General features: G+C 66.7%; 25 protein-coding genes and 1 pseudogene. 10 read left to right on the forward strand and 16 right to left on the reverse strand.

Annotated features, from left to right (window positions below; genetic code table 11):
- The first annotated feature begins 44 nt into the window (after nt 1-44).
- Nucleotides 45-1346, forward strand: a complete 1302-nt coding sequence (locus ABD301_RS33635) for a cytochrome P450 (RefSeq protein ID WP_344314244.1) — start codon at nt 45-47, stop codon at nt 1344-1346.
- Nucleotides 1347-1349: 3 nt separating this feature from the next.
- Here ABD301_RS33635 and ABD301_RS33640 read toward each other — a convergent pair whose 3' ends face one another.
- Genes ABD301_RS33640 through ABD301_RS33650 form a run of 3 tightly spaced genes read right to left on the reverse strand, consistent with a single transcriptional unit; the run spans nt 1350 to nt 3949 of the window.
- Nucleotides 1350-1937 (reverse strand): TIGR03086 family metal-binding protein, encoded by a 588-nt coding sequence (locus tag ABD301_RS33640; RefSeq protein WP_163572416.1) that lies wholly within the window; start codon nt 1935-1937, stop codon nt 1350-1352.
- A 54-nt stretch (nt 1938-1991) separates the two neighbouring features.
- Nucleotides 1992-2654, reverse strand: coding sequence for a response regulator transcription factor (locus ABD301_RS33645; protein WP_344314245.1), 663 nt, complete (start codon nt 2652-2654; stop codon nt 1992-1994).
- A complete protein-coding gene (locus tag ABD301_RS33650) occupies nt 2633-3949 on the reverse strand; it encodes a sensor histidine kinase (RefSeq protein ID WP_344314246.1) in 1317 nt (438 codons plus the stop codon). Before ABD301_RS33650 ends, ABD301_RS33645 begins: the two co-directional genes overlap by 22 nt.
- Nucleotides 3950-4110: 161 nt before the next feature.
- On the opposite strand from ABD301_RS33650, the pseudogene ABD301_RS33655 reads away from it, so the two are divergent.
- A pseudogene (locus tag ABD301_RS33655) lies at nt 4111-4692 on the forward strand (DUF998 domain-containing protein); the annotation flags it as partial.
- A 10-nt stretch (nt 4693-4702) separates the two neighbouring features.
- Here ABD301_RS33655 and ABD301_RS33660 read toward each other — a convergent pair.
- The gene (locus tag ABD301_RS33660) at nt 4703-5659 is read right to left on the reverse strand and encodes a dihydrodipicolinate synthase family protein (RefSeq protein WP_344314247.1); all 957 of its coding nucleotides are present in this window, start codon (nt 5657-5659) and stop codon (nt 4703-4705) included.
- A gap of 173 nt (nt 5660-5832) precedes the next feature.
- On the opposite strand from ABD301_RS33660, the gene ABD301_RS33665 reads away from it, so the two are divergent.
- Together ABD301_RS33665 and ABD301_RS33670 are read left to right on the forward strand one after the other, a co-directional pair.
- The gene (locus ABD301_RS33665) at nt 5833-6009 is read left to right on the forward strand and encodes a hypothetical protein (RefSeq protein WP_163572418.1); all 177 of its coding nucleotides are present in this window, start codon (nt 5833-5835) and stop codon (nt 6007-6009) included.
- Between the two features lie 178 nt (nt 6010-6187).
- Complete coding sequence (locus ABD301_RS33670) at nt 6188-6958, forward strand: glycosyltransferase (RefSeq protein ID WP_344314248.1); 771 nt, start codon at nt 6188-6190, stop codon at nt 6956-6958.
- Here the strand turns inward: ABD301_RS33670 and ABD301_RS33675 are convergent.
- Genes ABD301_RS33675 through ABD301_RS33695 form a run of 5 tightly spaced genes read right to left on the reverse strand, consistent with a single transcriptional unit; the run spans nt 6955 to nt 14124 of the window.
- A complete protein-coding gene (locus ABD301_RS33675) occupies nt 6955-9303 on the reverse strand; it encodes a polysaccharide lyase 8 family protein (protein ID WP_344314249.1) in 2349 nt (782 codons plus the stop codon). The genes ABD301_RS33670 and ABD301_RS33675 overlap by 4 nt on opposite strands.
- A 24-nt stretch (nt 9304-9327) precedes the next feature.
- Entirely contained in the window at nt 9328-10779 is a 1452-nt protein-coding gene (locus tag ABD301_RS33680; protein ID WP_344314250.1) for an aldehyde dehydrogenase (NADP(+)), read from the reverse strand.
- Nucleotides 10776-11957, reverse strand: coding sequence for a hypothetical protein (locus ABD301_RS33685; protein WP_163572423.1), 1182 nt, complete (start codon nt 11955-11957; stop codon nt 10776-10778). The genes ABD301_RS33680 and ABD301_RS33685 overlap by 4 nt, the downstream gene beginning before the upstream one ends.
- A 2-nt stretch (nt 11958-11959) precedes the next feature.
- Nucleotides 11960-13216, reverse strand: a complete 1257-nt coding sequence (locus tag ABD301_RS33690) for a glucarate dehydratase family protein (RefSeq protein WP_344314251.1) — start codon at nt 13214-13216, stop codon at nt 11960-11962.
- Nucleotides 13213-14124 (reverse strand): 5-dehydro-4-deoxyglucarate dehydratase, encoded by a 912-nt coding sequence (locus ABD301_RS33695; RefSeq protein WP_344314252.1) that lies wholly within the window; start codon nt 14122-14124, stop codon nt 13213-13215. The genes ABD301_RS33690 and ABD301_RS33695 overlap by 4 nt, the downstream gene beginning before the upstream one ends.
- A 213-nt stretch (nt 14125-14337) precedes the next feature.
- Between ABD301_RS33695 and ABD301_RS33700 the strand changes: the two genes are divergently transcribed.
- The gene (locus ABD301_RS33700; RefSeq protein WP_344314253.1) at nt 14338-15141 is read left to right on the forward strand and encodes an IclR family transcriptional regulator; all 804 of its coding nucleotides are present in this window, start codon (nt 14338-14340) and stop codon (nt 15139-15141) included.
- Between the two features lie 25 nt (nt 15142-15166).
- Nucleotides 15167-15991, forward strand: a complete 825-nt coding sequence (locus ABD301_RS33705) for an NAD-dependent epimerase/dehydratase family protein (RefSeq protein ID WP_344314254.1) — start codon at nt 15167-15169, stop codon at nt 15989-15991.
- A 190-nt stretch (nt 15992-16181) separates the two neighbouring features.
- Here ABD301_RS33705 and ABD301_RS33710 read toward each other — a convergent pair whose 3' ends face one another.
- Both ABD301_RS33710 and ABD301_RS33715 read right to left on the reverse strand, forming a co-directional pair.
- Nucleotides 16182-16400: a hypothetical protein gene (locus tag ABD301_RS33710; protein WP_344314255.1), complete on the reverse strand. Its 219-nt coding sequence runs from the start codon at nt 16398-16400 to the stop codon at nt 16182-16184.
- Nucleotides 16401-16448: 48 nt separating this feature from the next.
- Nucleotides 16449-16775, reverse strand: coding sequence for a hypothetical protein (locus ABD301_RS33715; protein WP_344314256.1), 327 nt, complete (start codon nt 16773-16775; stop codon nt 16449-16451).
- 6 nt (nt 16776-16781) lie between these two features.
- On the opposite strand from ABD301_RS33715, the gene ABD301_RS33720 reads away from it, so the two are divergent.
- Entirely contained in the window at nt 16782-16964 is a 183-nt protein-coding gene (locus ABD301_RS33720; protein ID WP_344314257.1) for an SbtR family transcriptional regulator, read from the forward strand.
- Between the two features lie 117 nt (nt 16965-17081).
- On the opposite strand, the gene ABD301_RS33725 is transcribed toward ABD301_RS33720, so the two are convergent.
- From ABD301_RS33725 to ABD301_RS33740, 4 genes are all read right to left on the reverse strand, one after another.
- Nucleotides 17082-18272: an NAD(P)/FAD-dependent oxidoreductase gene (locus ABD301_RS33725; protein WP_344314258.1), complete on the reverse strand. Its 1191-nt coding sequence runs from the start codon at nt 18270-18272 to the stop codon at nt 17082-17084.
- A 98-nt stretch (nt 18273-18370) separates the two neighbouring features.
- Nucleotides 18371-18802 carry a sigma-70 family RNA polymerase sigma factor family protein gene (locus tag ABD301_RS33730; protein ID WP_344314259.1) on the reverse strand — a complete coding sequence of 144 codons (432 nt, stop codon included), beginning with the start codon at nt 18800-18802 and terminating at the stop codon, nt 18371-18373.
- On the reverse strand, nt 18727-19347 hold the full coding sequence (locus tag ABD301_RS33735; protein WP_279582128.1) for a sigma-70 family RNA polymerase sigma factor: 621 nt from the start codon (nt 19345-19347) through the stop codon (nt 18727-18729). The genes ABD301_RS33730 and ABD301_RS33735 overlap by 76 nt, the downstream gene beginning before the upstream one ends.
- A gap of 237 nt (nt 19348-19584) precedes the next feature.
- Nucleotides 19585-20787: a glycoside hydrolase family 5 protein gene (locus ABD301_RS33740; RefSeq protein WP_344314261.1), complete on the reverse strand. Its 1203-nt coding sequence runs from the start codon at nt 20785-20787 to the stop codon at nt 19585-19587.
- 457 nt (nt 20788-21244) lie between these two features.
- Here ABD301_RS33740 and ABD301_RS33745 point away from each other — a divergent pair, with 457 nt between their 5' ends.
- Both ABD301_RS33745 and ABD301_RS33750 read left to right on the forward strand, forming a co-directional pair.
- Complete coding sequence (locus ABD301_RS33745) at nt 21245-22084, forward strand: NmrA family NAD(P)-binding protein (RefSeq protein ID WP_344314262.1); 840 nt, start codon at nt 21245-21247, stop codon at nt 22082-22084.
- Entirely contained in the window at nt 22081-22665 is a 585-nt protein-coding gene (locus tag ABD301_RS33750) for an HD family phosphohydrolase (protein WP_344314263.1), read from the forward strand. The genes ABD301_RS33745 and ABD301_RS33750 overlap by 4 nt, the downstream gene beginning before the upstream one ends.
- A 121-nt stretch (nt 22666-22786) precedes the next feature.
- On the opposite strand, the gene ABD301_RS33755 is transcribed toward ABD301_RS33750, so the two are convergent.
- Nucleotides 22787-23863: a DUF5937 family protein gene (locus ABD301_RS33755; protein ID WP_163571865.1), complete on the reverse strand. Its 1077-nt coding sequence runs from the start codon at nt 23861-23863 to the stop codon at nt 22787-22789.
- Nucleotides 23864-23929: 66 nt separating this feature from the next.
- Here ABD301_RS33755 and ABD301_RS33760 point away from each other — a divergent pair, with 66 nt between their 5' ends.
- On the forward strand, nt 23930-25126 hold the full coding sequence (locus ABD301_RS33760; RefSeq protein WP_344314264.1) for an MFS transporter: 1197 nt from the start codon (nt 23930-23932) through the stop codon (nt 25124-25126).
- Nucleotides 25127-25168 lie beyond the last annotated feature (42 nt).

The following is a 25168-nucleotide window of genomic DNA, read 5'->3' on the forward strand; positions in this document are numbered from 1 at the left end:
GGAGGGTAGTCTGGGCTTCGCAGCGCAAGGCGAGGAGGAAGTCGTTGGTACGAGCGAAAACCGGGCTCGGGGGGATGGCCGACCGGCTCGGTGGGATGGTGGACCTGGCCCGCGACCAGTTCAGCGGCTTGGAGGGGCTCTACCGGCGGTTCGGGCCGGTGTGCCGGCTCGGCGGCTACACCTACTTGCTGGGCCCGGAGGCCAACCAGTTCGTCTTCGCCCATTCCGAGCTTTTCAGCTGGCGCGAGGCCTTCGACGTCCTCGTGCCGGTCGACGGCGAGACCGCGATGATCGTCAGTGACGGCGACGATCACCACCGGCGCCGCCGGCTCGTGCAACCGGCCTTCACTCGGCGGCGGATCGACGGCTATGTCGCCATCATGGCCACGCATGCCCGTAAGACGGTGGATTCTTGGCACCCCGGCAGCGAAATCGACCTCTACCAGGAATTCCGGCGGGCGATCCGGCATGGCACGATCACCGCGCTCTTCGGCGAGCGGTTGGCCGCCGATGAGCCGGTTTTCGGTGCACAGCTGCAGATCGCGCTGGACCTGCTCGACCAGAGCCCGCTGCTGCTGCCCATCCGGAAGAACCTTCCCGCGTACAAGCGGGCGATCACGGCCCGCGAGAAGGTCCGTGACCTCGTCCAGACCGAGGTGGACCGCCGGCGGTCCGCCGACGAGGACTCGGCGGACGTGCTCACCGCTTTGGTGCGCGGCCGCGATGAGGACGGTTCAGGGCTGTCCGACCTGGAAATCGCCGACCAGGTGATCAGTCTTATCGCCGCTGGCTACGAAACCACCAGCGCCGCGATGGCCTGGGCCACCCGAGCCGTGCTGGTCGACCCGGCGATTTTCGAGCAGGCGCGAGCCGAAGTCGCCGCCGCCGTGCCGGCCGGCCGCGACCTGACCGCCGACGACCTGCCGCAACTGTCCTATCTGGACAACGTGGTCAGTGAGACTCTCCGGCTTTATCCACCTGGGCCGATCGACCTGCGCAAATCCATCAGCGCCTTCGATTTCGAAGGCCACCACATCCCGGCCGGCACCTCGATCATCATCAGCCCGTACGTGACCCATCGGCTGCCGGAGCTCTGGCCAGAGCCCACCCGGTTCGATCCCAGTCGCTGGTCTCACCAACGCAAGCCCGCACCGTACGAATATCTGCCCTTCGGCGGCGGCACCCATCGCTGCATTGGATCGATGTTCGCGACAACGGAAGTGAAAACGATGCTGGCTCACTTCGTACGAGAGCGCCGCGTCGAGCTTCTCAGCACGTCCGACGCGGCCGTTGGGCTTGCGACGATGCGACCCAAACACGGAATTCCCGCACGCGTTCTTTCTTGAAGCCTACGGATGCCGGCCGACGAAACAGAGGAATTCGGTCTGCAGGTCGGCGTCCGGCGGCGGCGTGACCTTCGGGCCGAAAGCCCAGGGCTGGCGCAAAAACTCGTCCATTGGCTTGAAATGCTCGTACACGTGCGCGACCACTTCCGGGTCCAGTTTCTCGTCGCCGCCGGTGGCGCGGGCCAGATCCCAGGTGTGGATCAGTACGTCCTCCGGCAGCGCTTCGAGGCTGTCCTTGAAAGGCAACGGACCGACCGGTGTCGGCAGCGCGACCTTCAGGCAGTCCGGATCGTCGATCGCGACCGTCATACCGGCGCTGATCCGTGCCCAAGCGGCCGCCAGATCGGCATCAGGCCGCACTTGCGGCAGCTTCCCCATGTCGGCCACCGGCACGCCGTACACCTGCTCCGGCTCCAGGCCACGCACGGTCGCGAGCACGCGGCGGGCCTCGTTGATCACATGCGCGACCACATCCCTTGCCGTCCAGTCGGGGCACGGCGTCGGCGCCTCCCACCGATCCGCCGGCACCGCCTCAACCCGCGCCTGAAACCCGTCGGCGGCCCGCCGGAACCGCTCCGCCTGCTCGGACATCGTCATCCTCGTCCCCCTCTGATCTTGGTGACTCCAGTTTAGGTAGGAGAAATCCTACCTGTCAATTGTCCGGAGGTACGCGAGGACCGCGAGGACGCGGCGGTGGGAGTCCTCGGTGGGCGGCAGGTCGAGCTTGGCGAAGATGTTGCCGACATGCTTGCCGACGGTGGCCTCGGAGACGACGAGCAGCCGGGTGATCGCCGCGTTGGAGTGGCCTTGCGCGATCAACCCGAGCACTTCCAGCTCACGGGTGGACAGTCTGGCCAGCGGGTCCGAGTTGCGGCGCAGCAACTGGCGTACGACCTGCGGATCGACGACGGTGCCGCCGTCCAGGACCTGGCGCAGCGAGCCAATGAAGTCCTCGATGTCCACGATCCGGTCCTTGAGCAGGTAGCCAACCCGCTGGCCACCGGCCGAATCGAGCAGCTCAGCGGCATAACTCTGCTCGACATACTGGCTGAGCGCGACCACCGCGAGCGTCGGGTCGGCTTGGCGCAGGCGTACGGCCGCGCGCAGGCCCTCGTCGGTGAAACCGGGCGGCATCCGGATGTCGGTCACCACCAGATCCGGCCGGTACGCGGCGACCGCACTTTCCAGCGCCTCGGCGTCCCCGACGGCGGCGACCACCTCGAAACCGAACCGGGTGAGCAGGCCCGCGAGGCCTTCGCGCAGCAGCACGCCGTCCTCGGCAAGGACTACTGAGCCGCTGGAAGGCACGGGATCTCCACGCGTACGAGGGTCGGACCGCCGACCGGACTGGACAGATACATTTTGCCGTCGGCGACCGCGACCCGGTCGGCGAGCCCGGTCAGGCCACTGCCGCCGCGCGGGTCTGCGCCGCCATGACCATTGTCGACAATGTCGATTTCGACGACGTTGTTGTTCAACCGTAGGAAAACTTCCGCTCTCGTGGCGCCGCTGTGTTTGACGACGTTGGTGAGGGCCTCGGAAATCACGAAATAGGCGGCGCCTTCGAGGTGCGCCGGCAACCGGCCGGGCAGGGCCGCGTCGACGCTCACCGGCACCGCCGTACGATCCGCCAGCTCGGCCACCGCGGCCGGCAGCCCGCGGTCAGTGAGCACCGGCGGATGAATGCCGCGGATCAGCTCCCGGAGCTGTTGCATCAGCTCTTTGGCCTGGTCATGGGCATCGGCGACGGCCTTGCCGGCGGGTGAGTCGGGTGCCGTGTCGAGCTTGGCGAGGCCCAGCTGCATGGTCAGACCCAGCAGCCGCTGCTGCGCGCCATCGTGCAGGTCACGCTCGATCCGCCGGCGCTCGGCCTCGAAAGCGTCCACCAACCGGGCCCGCGACCGGGACACCTCCACCAACTCCGCCCTGAGCTGATCGGTGTCCGCGCCCTGCAACAGCGCCCGCGCCACGATGGCGTGCAGTGCGGCCAAAACACTCCACGCGTACGGTACGAGCGGCAGCAGGATCAAGCCAAGGAGCGCGTACGGTAGCGCCTGGCCGGCGCTGGTGAGCTGCCCCAACCCGAAGGCGATCGGACCTTCGCCGGCGCCCACCAGGAATGGGCAGAAAAGCAGGATCGCCTCGACCCCGATCAGCAGCCAGACACTGCCGTACGCGAGCGGGATAACAGTGACGAACAGGGCCGCGTACGCGCATTCGCGCCAGGTCGCGGGATCGGTGTAGAGGTTTCGCAGCCACTGCCACGGATCGGCCCGCCAGGCCTTTTTGGGTAGTGGACGGGAATCCACCAGGGCGAGCCGCCGGCGCTCCACCCATCCCAGCGGCGCGGCGACCAGCGGTCCACCGGCCGCGAGCATGATCGCGCCGATCAGGAACCAGATCGCGATCGCAGGGACATTGCCTTGACCGCTCACATGCACGGCGACCAGCCAGGGAATGGCCAGGAACCCGAGCGGAACGGACGCGAAAGCGACCAGGATCGGGGTCGTCACGAGATATGCCAGCGCGCGCCAAGGCCAGCTGGTGAGCAGGAAACGCTTCGAGAGCAGCGCCTGCGCGACAGTTGTCGGTTGAGTTCGCATACCGGTCACGCTAGCCATCCTGCCCTTAACCGACATCGGGGCAAAACGTAATCCTGTGGGTATAGCCAGCCCTACCTCGCGATGGTGGTCCAGCGTAGTGCGGCCTGACCTCGCTTTTCGGTTGGCTGCAGATGCCCAACGCGTTTCACCGAAGGAACCCCATGAAATCTCGCATTGCAGCGGTGGCCTGGATCGTCGGCGCCGCCCAGTTTTTCGTCGCACATATCGTCACCCAGCTCGACTGGCCCACCCCGTACAGCTGGGCCGGCAACAATATCAGCGACCTCGGCAACCTGCATTGCCAGATCTGGGACGATACAAGGCCGCGGTATGTCTGTTCTCCTGCGCATGCCGTCATGAACACGGGTGTTTTCGTCGAAGGCGCGCTCGTCATTCTCGGCGTTCTGTTGACGGTTTCACTTTGGAAACGTGGTCTTCTTTCGTGGACAGCTCGGATTCTGCTGCTGATCGACGCCGGTGGCTATTTGCTGGTCGCGCTCAAACCCGCTGACCTGGACGAAAACCTGCACTTGTTGGGCGCGTTACTGATCATGGGCGCCGGCAATCTCGGCCTACTGCTGGCCGGGTTTTCCCTTCGTACGCGCGCCCTGCGACTCTTCACGTTGGCGACTGCCGCGGTTTCCAGCACGGCCGGCGTGCTGTTCTTTGGCCAGGTCGATCTGGGAATCGGGCTGGGCGGGACCGAGCGGGTCGCCGTTTTCGCGCTGGAGATCTGGACCGTAGTCGTCGCGATCAGTCTACTGCGGGCAGAAAGTCGGAGAATTCGACGAGAAAACAGTCGATCGTACGCACCTCTTCCGCATCCAACTGGCGGCGCGGGGCGCGACAATATGCGCTCTCAAACCACCCACGGCGTACCGAAATCAGCTTTTCGGCGGCGATGATCAGCTCGATGTCGAGCATCCAGTACGAAATGTAGGGCAGCAGCCGGCGGTGCAGATCCCACGCGCCGGGCTGGTCGCCGGCGGCGAACCGGCGCCAGATTTCCACATAGATCTCGGTAAAGGAGCAGCCTGGCTGGGTGCCGACCGCGCCCCGCCGGGCCGCGTCGGGCAGCTGTACGCCGGCATAGCCCTCCAGCGCCGGCAGCGCCGGATCGCCGGCCGCGAGCTCGCTGATCAGCTGGCCAGGCGGGCTCGACTCGACCTTGACGAACCGTAGGTTGCGATGGTCGCGGGCGATCGCGGTCAGGTCGGCGGCGGCGAGGCTGCTGCCGGTCTCGGTCGGCGCGTACTGCAGCACCACCGGCGTCGGGGCGACGGCGGCCAGGACGGCCCGGATGTGGTCACTGACCGCCGCACGCGACGGGGACAGGAAATGCGGCGGTAGCAGATTGATCAGGTCCGCGCCGGCCTCGACGGCCCGCTGGGCGCGCTGGACGGCGAGCCGGGTGGCGTGGTCCTGGACCGCCACGATCGCCGCCACACCCTTGTTGTGGCGCGTCTGCGCCAGCAGCACCTCGGTCAGCGTGGCCCGCTCCGGCTCGGAGAGCTTGTGATATTCGGACGCGAAGCCGGGGAACATCACGCTGCTCACGCCGGTGCCGAGCACATGCCGGACGACCCGGCCGAACCCGGCCACGTCGATCGCGCCGTCCTGGGTGAACGGCACCTCCAGGACCGGGCTGACGCCTCGTACCAGCGCTTCCGCCGTCTCGGGCGCGGCCACTTCCGCTTCAGTAGTGGTCAATCCAACCCGCCCCCGCCATTGGTCTTCCGGGATTTCAATGTCATGTTCGGTATCCCGAAGCATAACTCATGCGGCCTGCGTGTTGAAGCAAGTCTTTGGCTGTTCGATATGCCATGCTTGCCCTGATTCAGCATGTTTCGTACCCCGCGGCAACACCCGGGAGGTATGGCGAAATGCCAGAACGTACGCAGACGGCCGAGCTCATCCGGTCGGAGCTGGCCCGCGCGCTCAGCTCGGACCCGCAGACCGCTCACCAGCGGCTCGCCGCCCTGATGGCCACCCTCGACGACGAGGGCCGCCAGGTCCTGTTGGAGATGTTCAACTCGACCTCCGCCCTCGTCGACACCTAGCCGCCCCACCCCGCGTGACGGGACCTCAGCGCAGAGCGAGCGGACAAAGAAGGGCGTAACGCCGGGGCGAAGATCGACGAACCAGGGAAGGGACTGGTTCGTCGGCAGTGAGGATGATCTTGAATCGGCAGGCGCGTGGTGACTGGGCAAGGGCGCCCCGGCGGGGTCGGCGGCAGCCATGCCGCTGATCTCCGTGCTGACGGCGGCGCATGGCGACCGGGCCGATTTTCTGGTCGAGGCTGGCGAAAGCCTCGCCGCGCAGGTGCTGCCGGCCGGCTGGGAAATGGAGTGGGTCGTCCAGGAGGACGGTGAGAAACCGCAGCTAGCGGACGCGGTCACCGCCTTCGGCTTCGCCCGCCACGAGGCGCATGGCGCGGCGCTGGGCGCGGCCGCGACGCGCAACCTGGCGTTGGCCAGGGTCGGCGGCGAGCTCCTGCACGTGCTCGACTCCGACGACCTGGTGGTGCCCAACGGACTCGCGGTCTCCATCGAGGCGTTCCGCACCCGGCCCTGGCTGCACTGGGTGTGCGGGCAGGCCGACGACCTGATGCCCGATGGCACCCGGGTGCCGGTTTCGGCCATGCTGCCGCCCGGCCTGATCGAGCCCGGCATGGTCAGCGACCACCTCACCGCGTACGAGCTGCCCCCGATCCACCCGGCTGGCATGACCATGCGCACCCTGCTCACCCGGGCCGTCGGCGGCTGGGCCGGCATCCCACGCAACGAGGACAACTCGCTGCTGATCGCCGTCACCGAGCTGAGTTTTGGTTATCTGCTGCCGGAAGTGACCTGGCTGCATCGCAAACACGAAGGCCAGATCACCACCGGACCGCTCTATTCCGATCTGGTGCCGACCTCACTTTTGGTCGTGAGACAACGCATCGCCGCCCTGCGCGAGATCGGCCTGCAGTTCCCGCCGCCCCCTCCCGAGAAAAAAGCCGCCGGTTAACCGACTGTCACCCGGTGGGTGGCGCCCTGCGTGCCACCCACCGCAACGTCAACGACAAGCGGACGCAACGAAACCACCTGCACCGCTGGATCCGCGTGCACGATCCGGCGGGCATGGGATCGTACGGTGACCCGCACGGTTGACCCGAGCTGACTGGGATCGGCGACGGCCAGCGTGCCGTTTCCCCAGCCCACCGCCGAAGGTGCCGACGCGGTCACCGATCCGGCCGTGCCAGCACCGAAAAACACCGCCAACTCCTGGCCGGTGATCGTACGAACGGCCTGCACGTCAGCGGTGTTGGTCAGCACTCGGGTCAGCCGGGCGATGGCCAGCCCGGCCACCGTCGGCGCGGGCACCACGCCGTACGCATAATGCGCGCCAACCGGATTCGTGCCGTGGTCAAGGAAAACGCTCTGGTAGTGCCGGGTGTACGGGTCGGTGGAGCCCTTGGTGTTCGCGCCGGTGTCCACATCTCGCCAGGCTCCGGTACGAGATTCTCGCTTCAGCGCGACTTTCCCCTTTTCCAGCAGGAAATATCCAGCCACTCCCGGAAGGTCCAGCCACCGCGGGTCCGACGCGGTCCAGGAGCCGTCTGACGCGTACGAGCGGCCGTCGACCAGCAGTGGCGCGCTGGTGCTCCGGTTCTCGATCGTCGTCCGTACGACTGCGCCGGACGCGTCCGTGATGCCCGCGCCAAGGCAGATCACCGCCTCTGGCGTGAAGAACCACGACTTGTGGGCCGTCAGCGTGCCATCCTGCGAAACGAAGTCCAGCGCCTGCGCGCCATGCCCGCTGTCGAGGCCGACGCCACCGACGAAGGCCTTCGAGGACAACGGTGTCGAGCCCAATGCCGGTGGTGTGGACGCTTTCGTTGTCGTACCAGGCAGCAGGGTCGCGTCCACAGTTGGCCAGTACGCGTCGGAGTAGTGACCTTGTTGGTTCGGCAGGAAAACGTAAAGGCAGCCGTCGCCGACGTACCAGCCGTGCAGGTTCTGCCCGTTGATGGACTCGTAGCGGCAGATCCGCGTCGACCCCACGCCGAGGGACGCGGTCCACCGAGCGGTGGTGTGCACCATTCGGTCTTCCTGCGGGAAAGTGCGGTGCACCGGGACGGCCGCGGCGGCCTTGCCCGCGGACCCGGCGAGCAACTGCTCGGCGAACTCGACACCCGGCACGCCGACCGGATCGTTGAAAGGCGCGAACCGGTGTACGTCCGGGACGTCCAGATAGGGCGCCCAGGTGTCGTCGGCGATCCACTTGCGTACCAACGAAGTCAGCTCCGTGGAGCCAGACCGCAACGCGAGCAGGACGACCGCGGAGATCAGGATGTGCCCGGCGTCGTGGCCGGTTTCGCTCTGCCGGGACAACATCCGGCCGCGTACGGTCTCGAGCATCGCGCCCTGCGCGACGAAAGGCGCGTACACGTCCGAGACGGTGGCGATGATCTTTTGCTGTACGTCCGCGGCCAACTGCCGGGATGCCTTCGCTGTCACGTACATCAGTGCGGCGACCGTGGTCAGCAGCACCAGGCCGTAATGTCCTTGATAGGGAACGACATCGTGCTGGATGAACGACCCGTCCGGGTGGAATCCGTCGCTGCGGGTCACCCGGGCGACCACGTTCGCCGCGCCGCCGCCGGCCACGTCGGTGACCGCGTCCATCGCGGCCGACACCCGGACCGCGTCGCCGACCATCGCGCCGGCGATCACCCCGATCAGGGACTTGTCGGCCCGGTTCGCGCCGGTCTCCACCAAACCTGGCGTGTTCGTACGGAAATTCGGGTCCGCGTTGAACCGCAGCACCGGCCGTAAATACCGCGCACGGTCCTCAGTGGACACCTTGTCCCCAAGCGCGGCAAGGATGTGCAGCACCCAGTAGGGCACGCCGATCTCGTACGAATACCAGTTGCCGATCTCCGCGGTGTTCTCGTTGTATTCAGTGGCGTAGAGAATCTCCAGCGCGGCGACGATCCGGGCGTCCATCCCGGCTTTTTGGCTCAGCGCCGAGCCGGGAGTGGCCCAGTCCACCGCGATCGCCCGCAAACGCGCGTACATGGTGGGGAAATAGTCGCTGCCGTGCCCTTTCGGCAGGTCTACCCAGAGCTGAGTGGATCCGGCCGCGGTGTTCATCGTCGTCTCGTACTCACTGGCGATGTCGTCCAGCCGCCCCAATGCGCTCGTACGCTTGGCCGAAACCCTCCCCTTGCCGACCTGCAACTCTCGGTACGCCGCGACTATCCCAGCGAAGTCGTCCGTCGCCCCCAAGGAGATCTTGGAGGCGAGCAGCGGAACACCTCCCGCGGCCGCCGATGAATACTTCAGAAAATCTCGCCGACTAGCCGCCATGGGGGGCACCCTTCAGTCAGATGGCTACAACTTTCCGTTCACCCGCTGCGGAATGCGCCACGGGTTGTCGTCTCGTACGGCTGGCGGCAGGAACTCGGCCGGCACGTCCTGGAATGCCACTGGGCGCAGGAACCGCTCGATCGCCGCGGTGCCAACCGAAGTGGTGGCGGACGCGGTGGTGGCCGGGTACGGGCCGCCGTGCTGCTGAGCCCAGCTCACCGTCACCCCGGTCGGCCAGCCGTTCCACAACACCCGGCCGGCCTTTGCCTGCAGAATATCCAAAACCGGCTGAACGAAGTCGGCCTCGCTGACCTCGCCGTGCACGGTCGCGGTGAGGCTCGGCTCCACCCGCGCCAGCAGCGCGGCCAGTTCGGCGGCGTCCGAATAGGACACCACCACCGAGGTCGGACCGAAGCACTCGCTGCCGAGAACGTCGTGCGCCGCCGTGAAAGTGGCCGCATCAGCCGCGATCAGAGTCGGGCCGAGGTCCTGCTCGGAAACGAAAAGCACGTCGACGCCCGGAGTTTCCCGCAGCCGCGCGACCCCGGAGCTGTAGCCGTCGGCGATTTTCGCGTTCAACAACGGCTGCACGGCAGCACCTGAGGCGGCCTTCACCAGCGCCGACTCCAGACCATGGCCGGCCGGCAGGAAAAGCAGCCCCGGCTTGGTGCAGAACTGGCCGGCGCCAAGCGTGAACGAGCCGACATAGCCGGTGGCGATGTCGTTCCCGCGATGGGCGACCGCCGCCGGAGTAACCACCACAGGGTTGATGCTGCCCAGTTCCCCATAGAACGGGATCGGCGTCGGCCGCGCGTTCGCGATGTCGAACAACGCCCGGCCGGCTCCCAGCGAGCCGGTGAAGGCTCCGGCCGTGATCCGCTCGTCCTTCAGCGCGGTCACCCCGGGCTGAACACCGGTGATCAGCGCGAAAACACCCTCGGGGGCGCCGGCCGACACCAACGCGGACGCGAGGATTTCGGCCGTACGAGCGGCCAGCCGCGGATGTCCTGGATGTCCCTTGTGGACGACCGGGCAGCCGGCCGCCAGCGCGGATGCGGTGTCGCCACCGGCAACGCTGAAAGCAAAGGGAAAGTTGCTCGCGCCGAACACCAGCACCGGGCCGAGCGCGACCAGCAGCCGGCGCAGGTCCGGCCGCGGGCCCATCCCCCAGGCCTGGTCGGCGTGGTCGATGGTGGCGCCGAGAAAGGCACCTTCGTCCAACACAGTCCCGAAAAGTCGCAGCTGGAAGGTCGTACGCTTCAGCTCGCCAGCCAGCCGCGGCGCGGCCGGCAGGTGACTTTCCTCAGCCGCCAACGGAATCAGCTCATCGGCGTGCGCGTCCAAAGCGTCGGCCGCGGCGACCAGCCAGGCGGCCCGCTCGCGCGGCGTCGCGGCGGCCATTGGACCAGCCGCCGCGGCGGCCGCTGCCAGGATGTCTTCGAGCTGGTCAGCGGTGGTCTCCGGTACGTCAGTCATGCCCCTGCCTTCGCGGTTGTGGCTCCTTCGCGCCGGGTCGCCGCGGCGACCGCCGAGCGCAGGTCGGCCCAGCGCGCCGGGCCGGCCAGCCCCAGGTGATACAGGTGCAGCTCACCGGCTCCGGCCGCACCCAAAGAGTCCACATAGGACGCGATGTCCGGCATGCGCGCGGCAGCCACCGCGGTGACGTACGCGCCAACCACCCCATTGTCCGGTACGGCCGCGCGGGCCCGCCGGACGGCGTCCAGCGAGCGCTCGCCGGGCTGCCAGGCGGGGACCACCACGGCGTCGACATCGGCCGCGCTGGTGGGCGTCAGGCCGACCAGCGCGCCGGTCGTCCACGGGTCCGGATCGGCGTGCAGGGTCAGCCGGAGGCCGCTGGGCAGCGCCCCGATGACGGCCTGGCGCAGCCGGTCGACACTCTCATGCCGCTTACGCAGCAGCATCGCGGTCAGCTCGGTCGGCAGCTCGTCGGTGGTTCCGCCGAGATCCCCGGTCGCGATCAATCGGAGAATTTCCTCGCGCAGCAGCAAACGTACGGCCGTGGGCTCCAGCCCGTCGGCACGCCACGAAACCGCACAACCGGCGCAGCAACAAACTGACAGCAGCCGGGCCACCGCCGGCGACCAGATGGCGTCGGTTTTCTCGTGCCGGCACTGGTGAACAGCGCCGTACTGGCCGCACGCCTCCAGGATCGCACCGTCGACTTCCAGCTCGTGCACCGATTCGGCGGCGAGGGTCGCCGCGTAGTCGACAACTTCGGGGTGGGACGGGCACAAAGCCCACTGGTACGGCTCGTCGAAGCAGTTGGTGACCGAAAGATCCGGCGCGCTCTCGCCCAACTGGGAGTTGTGGGTGAGCACGATCCACGCGTCCACCCCGAAATCTCCGCCGGCCAGCGCGCGGATCGCGGCGCCGGCGCTGTCTTCATGGCCGGTCCAGGTGGCCCGGGCCGGTCGCAGCCGGCGGTTCCGCCACACCCGTTCGCGGGTCGGCCGGTAAAGGGCCGCGGTGCTGGCCGCCATCGAGGTCCGGCCGCGCTGCCAGGGCGTACCGGCCCGGGCGCTGTGGTATGCGGTGGCCACCGCGACCCGGTCGACGGACAGTTCCGCCAGCCTGCTGGCAAAACCCTGGTCGTCGGTGATGTCCCAGCTGTACGCGTACGCGGTCGTCAGCATCGCTACCACCTGGCCGTGTTCGGCTCGAAGTCCGGCACATACCGGCGCATGTACGTGGCGTCGTCGCGGCGACGCAAACCGCAGTTCAGGTACGTGGAATGCAACCGACCCAACGCGTCCGGATCGAGTTCCACACCCAGTCCTGGTTTTGACGGCACCGCAACGGATCCGCCCTCGAAATCGAGTGCGCCGGGCACGATCACATCCTGCGTTTTCCAGGGCCAGTGGGTGTCGCATGCGTACGTCAAATGGCCCGTCGCGCCGGCCAGCTGCACCATCGCGGCGAGGCTGATGCCCAAATGACTGTTGGAATGCATGGAAAGTCCCAGCCCGAAGGTCTCGCACATGGTGGCGAGCGCACTGCTTAGCCTTAAACCGCCCCAGAAATGGTGGTCGGACAGCACTACGCTCACCGCCTTCGCCTCAACGGCCGGCGGAATGTGCGCGTACTCGACGACACACATGTTCGTCGCGAGCGGCATCGGCGCGACCGCGGCGACCTGGCTCATGCCGTCAATGCCCGGCGTCGGATCTTCGAGGTATTCCAGGACTCCGTCGAGTTCCTTGGCCACCCACTGGCTGGTGGCCGGCGTCCAGCCGCCATTGGGGTCGATCCGCAGCGGGTGTTCGGGGAACGCATCCCGGAGCGCCTGAATGGCAGCGATTTCCTCGGCGGGCGGGAAAACTCCACCTTTGAGCTTGATCGAACGAAAGCCGTACCGGTCGATCATCTTGCGGGCCGAGCTGACCACCGTCTCCGGCGTCAGCACCTCACCCCACTCGTCCGGCTGAAAACCCTGATGTGCCGCGTACTTGTAGAACAGGTACGCGGAAAAGTCGACCCGGTCGCGTACCTTTGCGCCCAGCAGGTCGACAACCGGACGGCCAAGGAGCTTGCCCTGCGCGTCCAGCATCGCCACTTCGAAGAACGAGTAGACGGTCTGCAACGTCTTGTCGGCGGACACCCCGCCGGTCAGCCCGTGCCGGTCGGCGTAGATGCCGCCGCCGACCGCGGCGACCGCGGCGCGGCGCACGGCGGGCAGGTCGAAGATGTCGACGCCGACCAGCGACTCGGCGGTTTTATTAGCAAGGACAAGAAAGTCCTCGTCGCCGTACGACTCGCCCAGCCCGACGACACCGTCCTCGCACCCCAACTGCAAGATGCTGCGCAGCGCGTACGGCTCGTGTACGCCGGTGACGTTGAGCAGTGGTGGATCGGCGAAGGCGACCGGCGTGATGGTGACCTCGCGGATTCTCATCGGACCAGCGCCAGCCCTTTTTCGATGATCTCGGCCAGCTGGTCGACCTGCGCCGGAGCCGGGTCAACCAGCGGTGGGCGGACGCCACCGACCTTGCTGCCGCGCAACACCGCGGCGGCTTTTACCAGTGCCACGGCGAAACCCGGGGTGGTGTCCCGCAATGCAACCAGCGGCAGGTAGAACGCGGATAGGAACTTGTCCACCGTAGGCGAGTCGTCGGCGAGCAACGCCTCACGGAAGCCGTGCGCGATCGCCGGCGCGAACGCGTGCACGGCCGACGAATACAGCTCGACGCCAATCGCCCGGTAAGCCCGCGCGGACATCTCGGCGGTCGGCAATCCGTTCAGGAACTCGAAACTCGCGGCCCGAGCGTGGCCGCTGGCGCGTACGGTGGTGACGATCTTCGACATCAGCTCGATGTCGCCGTAGCCGTCTTTGAGGCCCACCACCGAAGGCACGTCCAGCAGCCGCACCGCGGCCTCGGGCGTGAAGACCGCGGTCCCACGGTGGTAGACAACGGTCGGCACCTGCGCATCGGCGACCGCGTACCGGACGTAGTCCAACGTGCCCGCTGGCGGACCAGCGACCAAATAGGGCGGCATCAGCAAAACACCGTCGACGCCTCGATCACGCGCCACCCGTACGCACGCGCGCGCACCCGCGGCGCCACCGCCGGCGCCGAGCCAGACCGGCAGCCGACCGGCCGCGACCTCGACCGCGCGGGCGGCCAGCTGGGACAGCTCGTCCAGCGAGAGCGAACCGAACTCACCCGTCCCGCAGGCCACGAAAACCGCGCCCGGACCGGCCGCGATCTGCGCCTCGAGATGGTCGCTGAACACGTCCAGGTCGAGCTCGAGATGGGTGTCGAAGGGGGTCAGCGGGAACGACAACAGGCCACTTAAGGGCATCGGCGACAGACTCGCTTTCGGGTTCGGCATCTCTGCGGCGGCTCGATCGTTTCCATAGTCCCGACGACTCGACAAGAGATCAGTGTTCATATCTGTGAACTTGTACGCTAACATGGCAGCTATTCATATAACAGAATCGTTTCGAAAGTTAGACTGCCACTCGTGGGATGTCAACGCCCGCCGAGCCGATAGGGGATGCCGATGGGGACGCCGATGCCAGAGTCAGCCGCCACCCCGGAGACCGCAACGGGGACCGACGACCGCGGCGGGGTGAAGTCCGCCCGGCGCACCACTGACCTGCTGGAAGCCTTCGCGTCCAGCCCGGAGTGGATGTCGCTGGCCGAGCTGCACGTGCTGAGCGAGATCCCCCGGTCCAGCCTGCATGGCCTGCTGCGTACGCTCGCGGCCGCCGAGTGGATCGAGACGGACGCCACTGGCGCCAAATACCGTCTCGGCGTGCGCGCGCTGATCTGCGGCACCGCGTATCTCGACCGCGACCCGGTCGTCCCGTACGCGACCGAGGTGCTGGAGAACCTGCGCGAACAGACCGGCTTCACCGCGCACTACGCCCGGCTGAACGGCACCGAGGTGGTCTACCTGGAGACCCGCGAGTCGCGAAAGTCGATCCACCTCATCTCCCGCGTCGGGCGCACCCTGCCGGCGTACGCGACCGCGCTCGGCAAGGCGCTGTTGGCCGAGCTCACCGACGATGAGGTGTGTCGGCTGGTGCCCGCCGACCTGCCGGCGATGACCACCAACACCATCACCTCGCGAGAGCAGCTGCTGGAGCAGCTGTCGGCCGTACGACAGCTTGGCTATGCGTCCGAGCGCGAAGAAGGCACGCTCGGCGTGCGGTGCGTGGGTGTCGCGGTGAAATACCGGATCCCGGCTACCGACGCGCTGTCGTGCTCACTGCCGGCCAGCATCTCCGACGTGGAGGCCACCCGGGTCGGCGAGCTGCTGGTCGCCTACGCCACCGAGCTCGGCAGCCAGCTGCAACGCGCCGGCATCCGCTAGTGGTCCTTCAACGAGAGGTAGGGCCGTGACGGCTCAGCGCGTACTCATCACCGGCGCGGCCGGTGGCGTCGGCCAGATCCTGCGGCCGCGGCTGCGCCAGGACGACCGGGTGCTGCGGCTCTTCGACATCGCACCGATCGCGCCGGCGGCCGAGGGCGAGCCGGTCGAGATCGTCACCGGCTCGGTGACCGACCCCGCGGCCGTACGCGCCGCCTGCGAGGGCGTCGACGCGATCATCCACCTCGGTGGACACAGCCGCGAAACGTCGTGGGCGCAAACCCTCGACGTCAATGTCAACGGCACCCAGGTGCTGTTCGAGGCGGCCCGTGCGGCCGGCGTACGACGAGTCGTGCTCGCTTCCAGCAACCACGCCGTCGGCTTTCGTACCCGCGCGGAAGATCCTGGCGACGGCGTACCGGCCGACCTGTCTCCGCGCCCTGACACGTACTACGGCGTCAGCAAAGTCGCGATCGAAGCCCTCGGAAGCCTTTATCACTCCCGATTCGGCCTGGACGTGATCTGCGTACGCATCGGAATGTGTTTCCCAGAGCCAATGGGCGTACGCGGGCTGAGCCTGTGGATGTCACCGGACGACGGCGGGCGGCTTTTCCAGGCGTGCCTTTCGGCGGAATCACCGGGATATCGAGTGATCTGGGGAGTGTCGGCGAACACCCGCGGCTATCTCTCGCTGGCCGAAGCGGAAGCGATCGGCTATCGGTCCAAGGACGATTCGGAAACCTTCGCCGCACCGATCCTGGCTGCCGAGAATGCTCCGCCCGTACCAGCCGAACTGGACCTGATCGGCGGTGGCTTCACCACCACCCCCCTCGGCGAGGCCAACCCCCTCTGAGCCTTCTGATTAAAGGATAGAGTCTTAAACTTTAACGCGGAGGCCGTGGATTAAAGGATAGGCGCTATCCCCGCGGCGGTTCGGCGACGCCGGGGACTTCGTCAAGCGCCAGACCGCTGATCCGCGTCCGCAACGGCCCCGCTGCTTGCGGCTGACGCAAGTAACGGGGCCGTTTGCGGACTAAAGGCGACTACTCGGAGTCGGCGCTGGGGACCTCGTCGAGGAGTTCCAGCGACCACTCCAGGTAGACCTCGCCGTCCTCGTCGGCCCGCTCAGCGTTGCGGAGCACTACCCCGAACCCGAGTCGCTCAGCGGCCCGGACCATCTTGACCGCCTCGTCGAAGCCCATGGCCTCGTACGTACGAATGGCACTGATCTCAGTGGCTTCGGTCTCCTGCACAACAGTCATGTGAACCCTCCCTGGCGGCTACGGCGAGAAGATCCTGCCATGCGCCCATCACGGGCCCGTGCGCGCGTCCTTTCTTTCGGTGGCAAGAAAGGTACGCCGGAAGGTGAGCGCCAATAGGAACAGCAGCACGCCGAACAGCGCGGAGGCGGCGAAGCCGGCGGTCATGCCGGCGACCAGCAGCGCAGGTCCCGAGACGCCGTGCCCGGCGGCCTGCCGAGTGGCGGTCGCGGCGACGGTGACCAGGATCGCCAGCCCGAGCGAGCCGCCGACCTGCTGCATGGTCTGCATGACGCCACCGGCCGCGCCGGCGTCCGCGGCCGGCGCGCTGGCCATGATGATCACGTTCAGCGAGTCCGATGCCTCTGGGTATTGCAAGCGAGCATGAACAAAGCGGCCGAGGTCGTCGTCCGGAACGCGCGGGAGGCGGGCGTCGTACGGACGGATGTACAGCCCGGCGACTTGCTGCGGATGGCCCACGGCATCGGGGTGGCCACCGAGACCGCGCCGGACACCCTCGACCGGATCTTCGCCATCATGCTCGACGGACTCCGCCCCACCGACTGAAGGCGTACGTTCAGAACCACAGCTTGAGTGTGCGTGGGCCTGCGCCCGCGCGCCGGGTGTGACTTTTGGTGGCACCCGCCGAGTGAAACCCCTTTGGGGCTGCATCAGGCGCCCGCCTCACACGCGAGCGGCGACTTCCGTCTGGATGTTTGCCGGAAGCGAGGCTCGGCGCCGCGGCCCGCCGTCCAGCAGCGGAGAACGCGCGGCCCAGATCGTGCTCCGCACGGCACCCTCTTTGATGAGCGCGGCCGTACGTCCAGTGATGACGCTTGACCGTGGCCGATCGTCCGAGTGCAGGATCTGAATCAGTGCGTCCCGGCGGCCGAGGCTGAGATTCTGGGCGTAGTAACGGAATCGGAGCGGCGACACCGAGCGGCCAGTGAGGTAGGCACTGATCGCGTCGGCCGCATAGATCGACTGCGGCATGCCGGTCCCGCAGCCCATCCGGACCGGCGCGCCCGCTGGGGTGCGGGCGAGAGCCGCGTCACCGACGGCATAGATATTCGGGTACGAAATGGACCGTAATCCCGCGTCCACGAGAATGCGGCCGTTTCCGTCCACGGCCATCCCCGCATCCGCCGCGACGGTCGGCACCCGGAAACCGGTCGCCCACAAGGTCACGTCGGCTCGTACGACAGACCCATCCGCCAGGGCCAGCCGGTCCGGTCCGACGGATTCGACGGCGACGCCGGCGCGTACGACGACACCCAACCGGGAAAATGCCTTGTCCAGGTGGGAACGTGCGCGGTCCGAGAGCCACCATCCGGGTTCCTGATCCGACAGCAGCTCCACCCGGGAACCGGGATAGCTTTCGGCGATCTCGGTCGCGGCTTCGATGCCAGTCGCTCCGGCTCCGACGACCGCGATCGTGCCGAGTTCGGCTGCCACCTCAAGAATGCGGTTCCGGGCGACTCGCGCGGGACCGAGCTGAGCCAGCGTGTACGCGTGCGCCGCGACCCCGGACACCAACTCGGTGTCCGCCATGCTGCCGAGAGCGTAGACCAAGGTGTCGTATCGGATTCGTTCCACGCCGAGCGTTGACTCAACCTCAAGTTCGTTGTCATCAGGGCAAAGCGCGGTGATCTGGCCGATCCGCAGCTGGATCGCTTGTGCGGTGGTGAACGTGGAGAGCGCGTACGCCGGCAGCCTTTGGCCAGCTGCTATTTGGTGCAGGCGGACCCGCTCCACGAACGAATCGCGCGCATTGACCAGCGTGATGTCGGCTTCGCCCCGCAGCTGCCAGGCCAGCCGGGTCGCCGCGGTGAGACCGGCATAGCCGGCGCCGGCGACCACGATCCGATGAGTCACGGTCGGTCTCCTTCTCAGCGGGGCGGCCGGAAGGGCCGCCGCTCACCCCTTGAACCGGACAGCGCCAGCTTTCCTGACATCGCTGGCCGTGGCGTCGATCACACGGTGGGGCGGATCCGCCAGGCGGACAGCAGAGTTGCCAGCAGTTCGGCCTCGATCGGGCGCCGCGACAGCTGCCTTGCGAGATAGGCCAACTTCTCCGGATGGGCAATGGTCCGCACGCCAGCCACCCGACCGCCCACCAACTCCAGGACCGTGGCCGCCACGACATATTCGCCGTACGTGATCACCAGTCCCGGTTGCCCATTCAGCTCCACGGGCGTCGTTTCCAGCACCACGTCCCGCACCTCGCCCAACCGGCCCAACCAGGCGAAAAGGTAGCGGGCCACCTTCGCCGGGCCGATGATCGGGCGCCTGGCCACCGGGATCCGGCCGCCGCCGTCCGCCCAGGCGGTCACGTCCTCGGCGAGCAGCCGCTCCAGCCGGGAACGGTCGCCGCCGCCAGGAACTCCGCCACCAGCTCCCGCCATTTGTCCTGGGTGGCGTCAAACCGACGGCTCTCGCCGGCCAACCGTCCACGTGCGCGTACGAGCAACTGCTGCGAGTTGGCCTCGGAGATGTCCAGCACTTCGGCGATCTCCCGGTGCCCGTACGAAAACGCTTCCCGCAGCACGAAAACTGCCCGCTCCGCCGGGGTCAGCTGCTCCAGCAGGACGAGCATGCCGATCGAAAGCGATTCGCGCTGTTCAACGGTGACCAGCGGATCCGACGAGGACAGGTCGGTCCGGATCGGCTCTGGCAAAAACATCCCGACATACCGCTCACGACGGGCCCGCGCCGAGGTGAGCCGGGTGAGGCAGAGGTTGGTCACCACCTTCGTCAACCAGGCAACCGGTGCCGCGATCGCCTCCCGATCGGCCTTCGCCCACCGGAGATAGCTGTCCTGCACCGCATCCTCGGCCTCGCTCGCCGAACCGAGCAGCCGGTATGCGATGGCGAACAACCGGGGCCGGGCGGCCTCGAACTCGGCCACTCCCGCGCCCTCGCCAGGGCCGCCGGAAACCTCGGCTCGCATCCGGTCTCCTTCGTCGCCCGCACTCCTACCTCAGTCTGTCAGGCCTTCAGACCCGGACCGGTTCGGGTCTGCTCCGCGCCAGCTGTGCCGCCCGCAGCTTCCGACACCGCCAGACCGGGTAACCCATCGCGGTCAGGGTGCTGTCAAAGTCCGGGTCCGTAACACGAACGGTGTTACGGACCCGGATAAAAAGACCGTTCGTGATACAGCCCCGCTAAGGACGGAATGAGGGTCTGCTCATGGATTGCCGTTTCGGAAGAAGTTCAGGATGAGTGTTCCCGGGCCGGTGGTGTCGGATGTGCCTTTTCCTGGTTTGGGCGTCGGCCTGTCCTTGCTGAGTTTGGCGGTCTTGTGCGGCGTGCCTTTGTGATGTGGTGTGCAAGGCTGCGTGGAAACGCCCTGATAGGTGGTGGGGTGTTCCAGGTTTCCGCTAATGATCGTGTTGCCGCCCTGCAGTGACCAGACGATCATGCCGAGGTGTTTGGACCGCAGGTAGGTCATCTCCTGCGGTAGGAGGGCAGGGGCGTTCGTGTTGCAGTCGTTGGAGCCTGGCCAACCTTTCCATGCCTGCATCATGATGGGTACGGAGGCGGAGAGGTTTCCCCAGTCAGCCGCCCATCTGGCTGGTGTGTCGTCGAGGCCAGGGCGCAAGCCCGATTCCATGCCGTAGGCGATGTTTGCTCCGGTCAGGGCATATCGGGGGATGCCGGACAGGTCGTGGTCGGTCTGGTTGCCTTCGGCGATGATTACGTTGTCGGCGCCGGCCGCGCGGATGTCGTTGGCGACGGTCTGCATTCCCACGAAGGTGTCATGAATGGCGGGTGGTCCGGGTTCGTCAACGGTGCCGCCGTTGCGCCAGATGTTCCACAGCCAGTCTGACCCGTGGTAGGCCTTGAGGTGAGGTTCGTTGTACAGATCGAACATCACCATGGGGCTGTTCTTGTAGTGGTCGGCCATGAACTGCCAGAATCGGGCGGCGGAGGCAGTGGGCAGCGGCGGTCCTGCCGTCTTGAACGGCTCCTCCTGCAGGGTGACGATGGCGACCATGCCGAGGCTGTTCGCTTCGGCGACTTCGGCATCCAACCGGGCGAGATAGCCGGAGTCATAAGGGGCCTTGTCGAACAGGTCTTCCTGGGCGGCTTGGATCCGATCGGCGGTCGCGTGCCAGAACGTCCCCGCAGCACGTATCCGGGCCAGGTCAGGATCCGCGCCACCAGAGCTTGTCGGCGTGCATCCGGTCTCGGAAAGGTGCGCCAGACAGTAGGTGACGAATCCGTACTCAACGAACTGCTTATTGTTCGCGCCGACAATTTCGTTGCCGCGTACGCGGAATGGTCCCGTTGCTCGGTTGCTTGTCGCGTTCTCCATCGCCGATGCGGCAGAACTGGCGGCCGGCTCGCGGCCCTGGCAACCAGCCAGACCGATCGCCGCAACGAGCATTGCCGGCAACATCACCCCGTACACCAGGGGTCGCCAAACCCGAGACGAGCATTCTTTCAAGGTACGCACTGCTCCTCCAGAATGTGATTCGAAAATGTATCTTTCCTGTCGGTCGCCTTGCTGCCTCAGCCTAGGTATCTATTGTTCGGGGACTGTAATGATCGTGTACGAACGAGACCTACCGGGCCACGATTTGAGTGTCGACCCACAGATGCGTCGAGAGGTAATCACCTGGACAGGCAAGCAGAACGTGAACAATTTCCTGGATAGGCAACGAGCGTATGGCGAAGGGGACGATCGGGGGAAGCCTCTTGCACCCTTGCCAGCGTCCGGGACCGCGGAATTGACCTCATCACACGTAGCGGACGAGATGCGTCTACGGAAACTAGACGCTGACTTATGGAGTTGAGTGTCGCGGACATGGTCGAAGTCACCGATGCGAGTGATCCTGATTCACATGGCAGATACCACTAATGACCAGCGCCCAGTCCTGGTTTTATGCGGCACCGGAACTACCGGAAGCCGGGTCGCGAAAATTCTTGACGATCGTGGCGTTTCGCTGCGGATCGGCTCTCGTTCGGGTACGCCGCCCTTTGACTGGCAGGATCAGTCCACCTGGGCGCCGGCGCTGGACAATGTCAAGTCCGTGTATGTGGTCTACTACCCCGACCTGGTGTTCGCGGGCGCCGTAGAGGCGGTCCGAAGTTTCGCCGATTTGGCCGTAGCCTGTGGAGTACGTCGGCTGGTCTTGCTGTCCGGGCGCGGTGAGGAGCAGGCGGAGCGAGCCGAGCGAGAACTCCGTGCATCTGGTGCTGAGTGGACGATCGTACGGTCCAGTTTCTTCTCGCAGAACTTCAGCGAGAAGTTCTTCCTCGCCTCGATACGTGGCGGAACCTTCGCCTTCACCGCCACAGATGTCCCGGAACCGTTCGTTGACGCCGACGACATCGCTGAGGTCGTGGTGGCGGCGCTCACTGACGACAAGCACATCGGCCGGCTCTACGAAGTCACCGGCCCCCGGCTGCTCACCTTCCCCGACGCGATTGCCGCAATCGAGCGGGCCTCCGGGCAGGCGATTACCTATCAGCCCGTGTCGTTGGAGCAATTTGCCGCGGCACTAGACGGCGAAGGCGTTCCGGGTGACTACGTGGCAGCGTTGAGCGAGGTCGCCAGTGTTGTCCTTGACGGCCGCAACGCGTACGTGACCGATGGAGTGCGGCAGGCGCTCGGGCGGGAGCCGCGAGACTTCCAGGAATTCGCGCGCGATACGGCGGCGACAGGTGTGTGGGCGAGGTGATCGACCTCATCTCCACGCATCCGCTCGCTGAGGAGATTCTTCAGGTCCATCAAGATCACGCCCTCGGCGATGAACGCGGCTGGGCGGGCTACCGCGGTCACCTCTATCGGGTATTCAACCTGGCTAGGGCGCTTGTGGTCAATGATCCCGATCGCGATGACAAGCTTGCCATCGCCGCGGCGTTCCACGACATCGACTCATTTGCCTCGCTCAACTACCTCGGCCGGTCGATCCGCACCATGGACGCTTGGCTGCTCCGCACCGGCCGCGGCGCCTGGGCGGCCGAGCTCGCGGTGGTCGTCGCCCATCACCATCGCCTTACGTCCTACCAAGGCCCATTCTCAGAACTCACCGAGGCATTCAGGCAAGCCGACCTTGCCGAGGTGTCCCAGGGCCTGATCCGCTCACAGCTTCCCCGAGAACTCGTACACGCGGTCCGCCAGAACATCGACGTCGGCAGCTATTTCACCCGCACCGTCCCGGCCGCTATCGGAAGACACGTACTACGTCACCCCATCGACCCGATCCCCATCCTGCGAGCACGCCGAGCGCTACGAGAGGCCGGAAAAACACCTACCTGACCTGCACGCTGGCAGCCATCCCAGCCTGCGGTCGACCGGCGCGTCTTTCCACTGGGGCATCGACAATCCGGCCGACCTGGAGATCTCGTCCCGGGCCTGCGGTTGGTCTCGGAATGGTTTCTCACCGACGATCCGGAGCTGGTTTCTCGGCCAGGCCTTCGGCCGTTCTTTTTCCTGATGCGCCAGGTCCGTGCGTTTGGCCGCGCGATGCGGATTCTGGAATACCGCTTCTAGCCAGCGCGTCGCCCAGCGGCGTACGCCGATAGAGCACCGATCGGCCAGCGCGAGCCCGGTCGAGCAGGCCGGCGCGGCGCAACACGGTGAGGTGGTCACCCACCGCACCGGTCGCGAATCCCAGACTGCGGGCCAATTGGGTGGTGCTGGCCGGCGCTTCCAGGGCCACCAGCAGGTGCGCGCGGGAGCGACCAAGGAGATCGTCCAGCGCGCCGATTTCCGCGTCTGGCGAGGCTTCCCACAAGGCGGCCGCGCCACGAGCCGGATAGATCAGTGCCCGCGGCCATGGATCGTCGGAGACCACGCCGACACCCGGCCAGATGTAAACCGATGGGATCAGCAGCAGGCCAGCGCCTTCCAGCGAAACCGTCTTTAGGCTGGACGTACGCATCATCTCGATAGCGCCATCCCGCCACCGGATGCGTTCGTGCAGCCCGTCGAGCGCGGCCGCCCACCCACGCTGGCCGAGCAGACCAGCTCGATGCACCACGTCCCGCTCACAAATCGCTCTCAACTGCGGCCAGTCCGCGGCGACCAACTCGCGCCAAGCCACCTCCAACGCGTCCGCGATCCGGCCGACCACATCCTTGCGGCGCAACACTTTCGCGGCTCGCTCGCTGGCTGGCCGGAGCGTGCCGCTGTACGCGATCTCTCGACGCGCCTGCGCGAGCGGAGTCGCTCGTACGGCCAGCAGCTCCGCCTCCACCGTCTGCGCGACGCCGGTCGGCGGTGGGGACACGAAATCCGCGCCGTACCCGGGTGCTAACAGAGCGAGCACCGCGTCGAGGTCGGTTTCGGCTCTGAGCCGGCGAAAAGTCGGCATCAACCGACCAGACCAGGCGGCCGGCAGCCGGGTCCGCTCGAAACCAGAGAGCGTTTTGAGCAGGCAGACCAATTCGAACAAGGGGGACAGCGCGAACCGGCTGCGCATCACGTCCTCGGCGCCAGCCAGCAGCCTGATCATCGCTTAACCTTACGTCAGTAGACGTATCATTCGCGTGCCGTACGACGTCTCGGCAAAGCTGACCGCATGACAGTGCTCGACCGCCCCGCCACCTATCGCGAGGTTCTCAGCAGCTCCACCTTCCGCGTCCTGTTCGGCAGTCGCTCCCTCGCGATCGCCGCCGACACGCTCCGGATCGTGGCACTTTCGGTGCTGGTGTACGGAATCACCGGCTCGCCGCTGCTCGGCGCGATCACCTTCGGCATCGGTTTCCTCCCGCAGGTGATCGGCTCCAGCCTGATCGGCTCGCTCGCGGACCGGCTGCCGCCGCGCGGCCTGATCGTCGCCGGCTACGCGGTCGAGTGCGGGTCGGCGCTGGCGCTGGCTTTGGCCGGGCTCCCGGTCTGGGCGAGCCTGCTGCTGGTCGGCGTGATCGCGTGCCTCACCCCGGTTTTCGGCTCCGCGTCCAGCCGGCTCATCGCCGACGTACTGACCGGTGACACGTACGTGCTTTCCCGCTCACTGAACAGCATGATGGGCTCGGCCGCACAACTGGCCGGACTCGGCATCGGCGGCATCGCGGTCGGCGCCCTCGGGCCGCGGCACGCACTGCTGATTTGCGCTGGCTGCCACCTGGTCGCCGGCCTGATTGTCTACATAGGACTGCCACGTTCGGCAGCGCCGGCACCGGCTACCGGATCGGTGTTCCGGCAAAGCTGGCAGGGAAATCTCCGACTGCTGAGCGACCGGTCGATCCGCCGCCTGTTGTTCGCGCAGTGGTTGCCGGCGATGTTCGTGACCGGCGCCGAAGCACTGGTCATCCCGTACGCTGCAGAGCGCGGCTTTCCCGCCGGCACCACCGGTTTCCTGCTCGCATGCGTACCGGTCGGGATGCTCTCCGGCAACCTCGCGGTCGGCCGGCTGGCTCGGCCGTCGACCAGGGAACGACTGGTCGCGCCCCTGATCGCGTTGTGCGGCGCGCCACTGCTCGCGATGTCCCTCGGCCTGCCACTGCTCGCGGTCGGTGCCCTGTTAGCCGTCACTGGCTGCGGTTTCGCATACTCCCTCGGACTCCAGCGACGGTTCCGCGACGCCGTGGACGAGTCCATGCGCGGTCAGGCCTTCGGCCTTCTCTCCACCGGACTGATGACATTGCAGGGCACCGGTCCAGGACTTTTCGGTACGGTCGCCCAGTTTCTGCAGTCCGGGATCGCGATGGCCTGCGCCGGCGCGGCGACGCTGGCGACCGCCCTTTGGAGTTGGTACGCCCTGCGCCGAATGTAACGGTACGGTTCAGTTTTGTGAACCCTACCGCTACATTTGCGG

Origin of the sequence: Fodinicola feengrottensis (assembly GCF_039530045.1) — a bacterium.
GTDB lineage: Bacteria > Actinomycetota > Actinomycetes > Mycobacteriales > HKI-0501 > Fodinicola > Fodinicola feengrottensis.

Excerpts from the sequence above, each read along its gene's own strand:
- ABD301_RS33735 (WP_279582128.1), bottom strand. The coding sequence starts at position 19,347 with ATGCGAGCCGAGGTTTCCGGCGGCCCTGGCGAGGGCGCGGGAGTGGCC.
- ABD301_RS33720 (WP_344314257.1), top strand. The coding sequence starts at position 16,782 with ATGAACAAAGCGGCCGAGGTCGTCGTCCGGAACGCGCGGGAGGCGGGC.
- ABD301_RS33710 (WP_344314255.1), bottom strand. The coding sequence starts at position 16,400 with ATGACTGTTGTGCAGGAGACCGAAGCCACTGAGATCAGTGCCATTCGT.
- ABD301_RS33745 (WP_344314262.1), top strand. The coding sequence starts at position 21,245 with ATGGCAGATACCACTAATGACCAGCGCCCAGTCCTGGTTTTATGCGGC.
- ABD301_RS33680 (WP_344314250.1), bottom strand. The coding sequence starts at position 10,779 with ATGACTGACGTACCGGAGACCACCGCTGACCAGCTCGAAGACATCCTG.
- ABD301_RS33740 (WP_344314261.1), bottom strand. The coding sequence starts at position 20,787 with ATGCTCGTTGCGGCGATCGGTCTGGCTGGTTGCCAGGGCCGCGAGCCG.
- ABD301_RS33670 (WP_344314248.1), top strand. The coding sequence starts at position 6,188 with ATGCCGCTGATCTCCGTGCTGACGGCGGCGCATGGCGACCGGGCCGAT.
- ABD301_RS33755 (WP_163571865.1), bottom strand. The coding sequence starts at position 23,863 with ATGATCAGGCTGCTGGCTGGCGCCGAGGACGTGATGCGCAGCCGGTTC.
- ABD301_RS33665 (WP_163572418.1), top strand. The coding sequence starts at position 5,833 with ATGCCAGAACGTACGCAGACGGCCGAGCTCATCCGGTCGGAGCTGGCC.
- ABD301_RS33760 (WP_344314264.1), top strand. The coding sequence starts at position 23,930 with ATGACAGTGCTCGACCGCCCCGCCACCTATCGCGAGGTTCTCAGCAGC.
- ABD301_RS33695 (WP_344314252.1), bottom strand. The coding sequence starts at position 14,124 with ATGCCCTTAAGTGGCCTGTTGTCGTTCCCGCTGACCCCCTTCGACACC.
- ABD301_RS33650 (WP_344314246.1), bottom strand. The coding sequence starts at position 3,949 with ATGCGAACTCAACCGACAACTGTCGCGCAGGCGCTGCTCTCGAAGCGT.
- ABD301_RS33685 (WP_163572423.1), bottom strand. The coding sequence starts at position 11,957 with ATGCTGACGACCGCGTACGCGTACAGCTGGGACATCACCGACGACCAG.
- ABD301_RS33730 (WP_344314259.1), bottom strand. The coding sequence starts at position 18,802 with ATGGCGGGAGCTGGTGGCGGAGTTCCTGGCGGCGGCGACCGTTCCCGG.
- ABD301_RS33640 (WP_163572416.1), bottom strand. The coding sequence starts at position 1,937 with ATGTCCGAGCAGGCGGAGCGGTTCCGGCGGGCCGCCGACGGGTTTCAG.
- ABD301_RS33675 (WP_344314249.1), bottom strand. The coding sequence starts at position 9,303 with ATGGCGGCTAGTCGGCGAGATTTTCTGAAGTATTCATCGGCGGCCGCG.
- ABD301_RS33700 (WP_344314253.1), top strand. The coding sequence starts at position 14,338 with ATGCCAGAGTCAGCCGCCACCCCGGAGACCGCAACGGGGACCGACGAC.
- ABD301_RS33690 (WP_344314251.1), bottom strand. The coding sequence starts at position 13,216 with ATGAGAATCCGCGAGGTCACCATCACGCCGGTCGCCTTCGCCGATCCA.